The following is a 4,359-nucleotide window of genomic DNA, read 5'->3' on the forward strand; positions in this document are numbered from 1 at the left end:
GTGTATAAGAGACAGCAGCACCGCGTACCCGCCGGGGGCGGCCGTCCGCCGCGCCCCGCCGGGTACGCGGTGCTGCGCGCCGGCCCGGTCTCGCTGCTGGTGCACCTGCGCTCGGCGGCCGTGGCCTGCGCGCTGGCGCTGCTGCTGCTCGCCGCGTGCACGGCCGCGCTGTCGATCGGCCGGCAGACCGTGCCCCCGGCCGAGGTGTGGGCGGTGGTGCTCGGCGAGCCCTCCCGGTACGAGGTGCTGATCGGCACCCTGCGCCTGCCCCGCCTGGTCACCGGCCTGCTGGTGGGCCTGGCACTGGGCGCGGCGGGGGCGCTCATCCAGACCGTGGCCCGCAACCCGCTGGCCAGCCCGGACGTCATCGGCGTCACCCACGGCGCGGCGGCGATGACGGTCGGCGCCATGACCTTCGGCCTGGTCTCGGCCTCCGTGCTGCCGTACCTGTCGGTGCTCGGCGGGCTGCTGGCGGCCTCTCTGGTGTGGCTGTTCGCCTGGCGGGGCGGCCTGCACGCCGCGCGCTTCGTGCTGATCGGGATCGGCGTGGCGGTGGCGCTGCGCTCGGTCGTGCAGCTCTTCCTCACCAAGGGCGAGCCGATCGTCGCCCAGCAGGCCACGGTGTGGATGACCGGCTCGCTGAACGGACGCGGCTGGGAGCAGGCCGGACCCCTGGCGATCACCCTGCTCATCCTGCTGCCCGCCCTGCTGTGGGCGGCCCGGGCGCAGCGCGCGGTGGGCGTGGACGACGACACCGCCATCGGGCTGGGCACCCGGCTCGGCCGGGTGCGGCTCGGGCTGGCGGGCACCGGGGTGCTGCTCGCGGCGGTGGCCACCGGCGCCGCCGGGCCGGTGGACTTCGTGGCGCTGCTCTCCCCGCAGATCGCCCGCCGGCTGACCCGCACGGCGCAGCTGCCGCTGCTGTCCTCCGCGCTGGTCGGGGCGCTCCTGGTGGTGGTCGCCGACCTGGGCGCGCGACAACTGCTGTACCCGATCGAGCTGCCGGTGGGCGTGCTGACCGCCGCCGTCGGCGCCCCCTACCTGATGTGGCTGATCGCCCGCGGACGCACCGGAGGTCGCGCGTGAACCGTTCCCCGCACCCCGCCCCGGGACCGGACACCGCGGACTCCCCCGGCACCCGCTCCCCCGGCGGGGGCCGGCTGGTGGCCCGCGGCCTGACCCTCGCCTACGAGGACCGCACGGTGGTCGAGGAGCTGGACCTGACGCTTCCCGACGGCCTGGTCACCGCGGTCGTCGGCCCCAACGCCTGTGGGAAGTCCACCACCCTGCGCGCCCTCGGCCGGCTGCTGCGCCCCCGCGCGGGCGCGGTGCTGCTGGACGGCGTGGAGTTGGCCGAGCGCCCCACCCGGGAGATCGCCCGCCGGATCGGACTGCTGCCCCAGTCGCCCGTGGCGCCGGAGGCGATCACCGTCTCCGACCTCGTCTCGCGCGGCCGGCAGCCCCACCAGCGCTGGTGGCGGCAGTGGTCGGAGGAGGACGAGCGGGCGGTCGTCGAGGCGATGGAGCGCACCGGCGTCACCGATCTCGCCGACCGTCCGGTGGACGAGCTGTCCGGCGGCCAGCGGCAGCGGGTGTGGATCGCCATGGCGCTGGCGCAGGAGACCGAGCTGCTGCTCCTCGACGAGCCGACCACCTTCCTGGACATCGCGCACCAGGTGGAGGTGCTGGACGTGATCCGGCGCCTGAACCACGACCGGCGCCGCACGGTCGCGATGGTCCTGCACGACCTGAACCAGGCCGCCCGCTACGCCGACCACCTGATCGCCATGTCCGGCGGCCGGGTGGTGGCGAGCGGTCCGCCGGCCGAGGTGGTCACCGCCGCGCTGGTGGAGGACGTCTTCGGGCTCGCCGCCGTGGTGGTGAGGGATCCGGTGACCGGCGGCCCGCTGGTGGTGCCCGCCGCTCCCTGGTCGCCGGACGGGTGAACCCCGTCGAACCGGGCACCCACCACGGTGACCGGCCGTGATCGCGCGCCCCGTGCCACCCCATGACCGCCACCCCGAACCCCGGGAACCGACCTCAGGAGAGACCGACACCGTGATCCGCACCCGCCGCACGACCCGCGCCCTGACGACTGGGGCCGCCCTGCTGACCGGCGCCCTGCTGCTGACCGCCTGCGGCACCGACGACGACGGGACCACCGACGACGCGGCCACCCCCGAGGGGGAGGTCGGCGAGGTCGGGGAGACCCGCACCATCGACACGGCGATGGGCCCGGTGGAGGTGCCGGTGGATCCGCAGCGGGTCGTCGTCCTGGACACCGCCGAGTTGGACTCCGCCCTGACCCTGGGCGTCACCCCCGTCGGCTCGGTGCGCGCCGACGTCGCCACCGGCTTCCCGTTCTACCTCCCCGAGGAGCGGCTCACCGACGTCGAGAACGTCGGCAACATCGCCGCCCCCAACCTGGAGGCCGTCATCGAGCTGGAGCCCGATCTGATCATCGGGAACATGGCGCGCGACGCCGACCGGTACGACGAGCTGTCCGCGATCGCGCCGACCGTCTTCGGCGAGAACCCCGGCGGGCCGTGGAAGGAGAACTTCCTGCTGCACGCCGAGGCGCTGAACCGGCAGGAGGAGGCCGCCGCGATCGTCGAGGACTACGAGGCGCGGGTCGAGGAGGTGGTCGAGGCGATCGGCGGCGCCGAGGAGGCCGCCGGCACCGAGGTCAGCGTGATCCGCTTCATCGAGGGCGGCGACACCCGCCTGTACGGGCGGGAGAACTACATCGGCACCATCCTGGAGGACCTCGGGCTGGGCCGGCCCGCCATCGTGGACGAGGCCCCCGACGGCTTCGCCGTGGAGATCAGCCCCGAGCAGATCGACCTCGGCGACGGCGACGTCATCTTCTACACCTCCTACGGCTCCGCGGAGAACAGCGGCGAGTCGGCGGCGGTCGGCGGCGCCCTGTGGGAGGGCATGGACGCGGTGCGGGAGAACCGGGTCTTCGCCGTCGAGGACGAGCTGTGGTTCCAGGGCATCGGCTACACGGCGGCGGGGATCATCCTCGGCGAGATCGAGGAGGCCCTGACCTCCTGACAGACACCCCCGGGTCCCGATCCGTCCCGGATCGGGACCCGGCCCGTCACGAACCCTCACGGCTCGACTCCTCCCGGGTCCGCCGAAGGTCGGTGAACGGCGCGGTCCGCGTCCGCCCGCCGTCGAGCGGGGTCAGGACGGCATGGGTGGGGTGGATCGCCGAAACGATCCCCTCCCCGCCGACGGTATTCGTCCCGGGCTCGCACACCGGGAATCAGCCGGGGCGGCCGGGTGGTCACCGCACCTCCCCCCGGCGCGGGCGGGGACACCACGCGCGAGCCACCGATGTCGCCGTCGTCGCGGCAGGACACTTGGCGGAGGAGCGTGACGGCGCCACTGTCGAAGGGCTCCCGGTCCGGGGCAACTTGTACGCCACCGCCGCCTACACCGCGGCGAAGCAGGGTGACCGTCACACCGCGCACGCCCTCATCGCCGAGGCCGAGGCCACGGCCGGACAGCTCGGTCGGGACGCGATGGCGCGGGGCACCGTCTTCGGCCCCACCCGGGTTCTCCTCCATCGGATCTCGATCAGCCATCTGCTCGGCGACGCGGGTCAGGCCATCGAACACGCGCGTCGCGTCGATGTCGCCGCACTGCCCACCGCCGAACGCCGAGCCCGGTACCGGGTCGATGTCGCCCGCGCCTTCGAGCAGTGGGGCGAACCCGACCGCTGCCACCGCTCGCTGCCGGCCGCCGAGCAGGCTGCGCCGCAGGAGGTCCGTCGCGCACCGGTCCGGACCATGGCCGCCGGTCTCATGCGGTACGACCGCACCCTGCCGGGAGTTCGGACATTCGCCCGACGCGTCGGCGCCCTCGCATGAGGAGGTGACGGCCTCGGTTCCCGGCGGACCCGGAGGCGGCTACTTCTTCTCCGGGGGGCGGCGCAGGCCGCGCCAGAGGATGAACGCCGCGCTGGCCACCGCCGCCGCCCGGACCACCAGGGGGAGGTTGGCGGTGAAGGTGTCGGTCATCGCCTCGGCCTCCAGCGGGTCGCCCCACTGGTCGTTCACCCGGCCGTACAGCCAGACCAGGTAGCCGCTCGCGACCAGGGCGGGCATGCCGAAGACGGCCCACTTGGCCTCGGTGCGGCCGATCCGGGGTGCCCAGTAGGCGAGCAGCCAGCCGCCGGCCATGGCGATCAGCTCGCCGAGCACGCCGCCGCCGACCAGCAGCAGCACCGCGAGCAGCTCCACCGGTCCGCCGACGTGCTTGCCGCCCAGGCCGCGCCGGGCGGCCCGCCAGACCGCCCGGCGGCTGTCCCGGGGGGCGGGGCCGGTGTCCCCGGCGGGGTCGCCCCCCGGG

General features: G+C 74.8%; 4 protein-coding genes and 1 pseudogene. 4 read left to right on the top strand and 1 reads right to left on the bottom strand.

The features are described from left to right. The 4 genes from FOE67_RS18005 (at nt 1) to FOE67_RS18020 (ending at nt 3,878) form a co-directional block, all read left to right on the top strand. A complete protein-coding gene (locus tag FOE67_RS18005) occupies nt 1-1,086 on the top strand; it encodes a FecCD family ABC transporter permease (protein WP_182665533.1) in 1,086 nt (361 codons plus the stop codon). Between the two features lie 74 nt (nt 1,087-1,160). Continuing rightward, nucleotides 1,161-1,946, top strand: a complete 786-nt coding sequence (locus tag FOE67_RS18010) for an ABC transporter ATP-binding protein (RefSeq protein ID WP_194444413.1) — start codon at nt 1,161-1,163, stop codon at nt 1,944-1,946. A 115-nt stretch (nt 1,947-2,061) separates the two neighbouring features. After that, the gene (locus tag FOE67_RS18015) at nt 2,062-3,057 is read left to right on the top strand and encodes an ABC transporter substrate-binding protein (RefSeq protein WP_438874247.1); all 996 of its coding nucleotides are present in this window, start codon (nt 2,062-2,064) and stop codon (nt 3,055-3,057) included. A 311-nt stretch (nt 3,058-3,368) separates the two neighbouring features. Next, on the top strand, nt 3,369-3,878 hold the full coding sequence (locus FOE67_RS18020) for a hypothetical protein (protein WP_182665537.1): 510 nt from the start codon (nt 3,369-3,371) through the stop codon (nt 3,876-3,878). A gap of 39 nt (nt 3,879-3,917) precedes the next feature. Here FOE67_RS18020 and FOE67_RS18025 read toward each other — a convergent pair. Then, nucleotides 3,918-4,359: pseudogene (locus FOE67_RS18025) on the bottom strand (hypothetical protein); the annotation flags it as partial.

This window comes from Streptomyces calidiresistens (assembly GCF_014141525.1).
Taxonomy (GTDB): Bacteria; Actinomycetota; Actinomycetes; order Streptomycetales; family Streptomycetaceae; genus Streptomyces; species Streptomyces calidiresistens.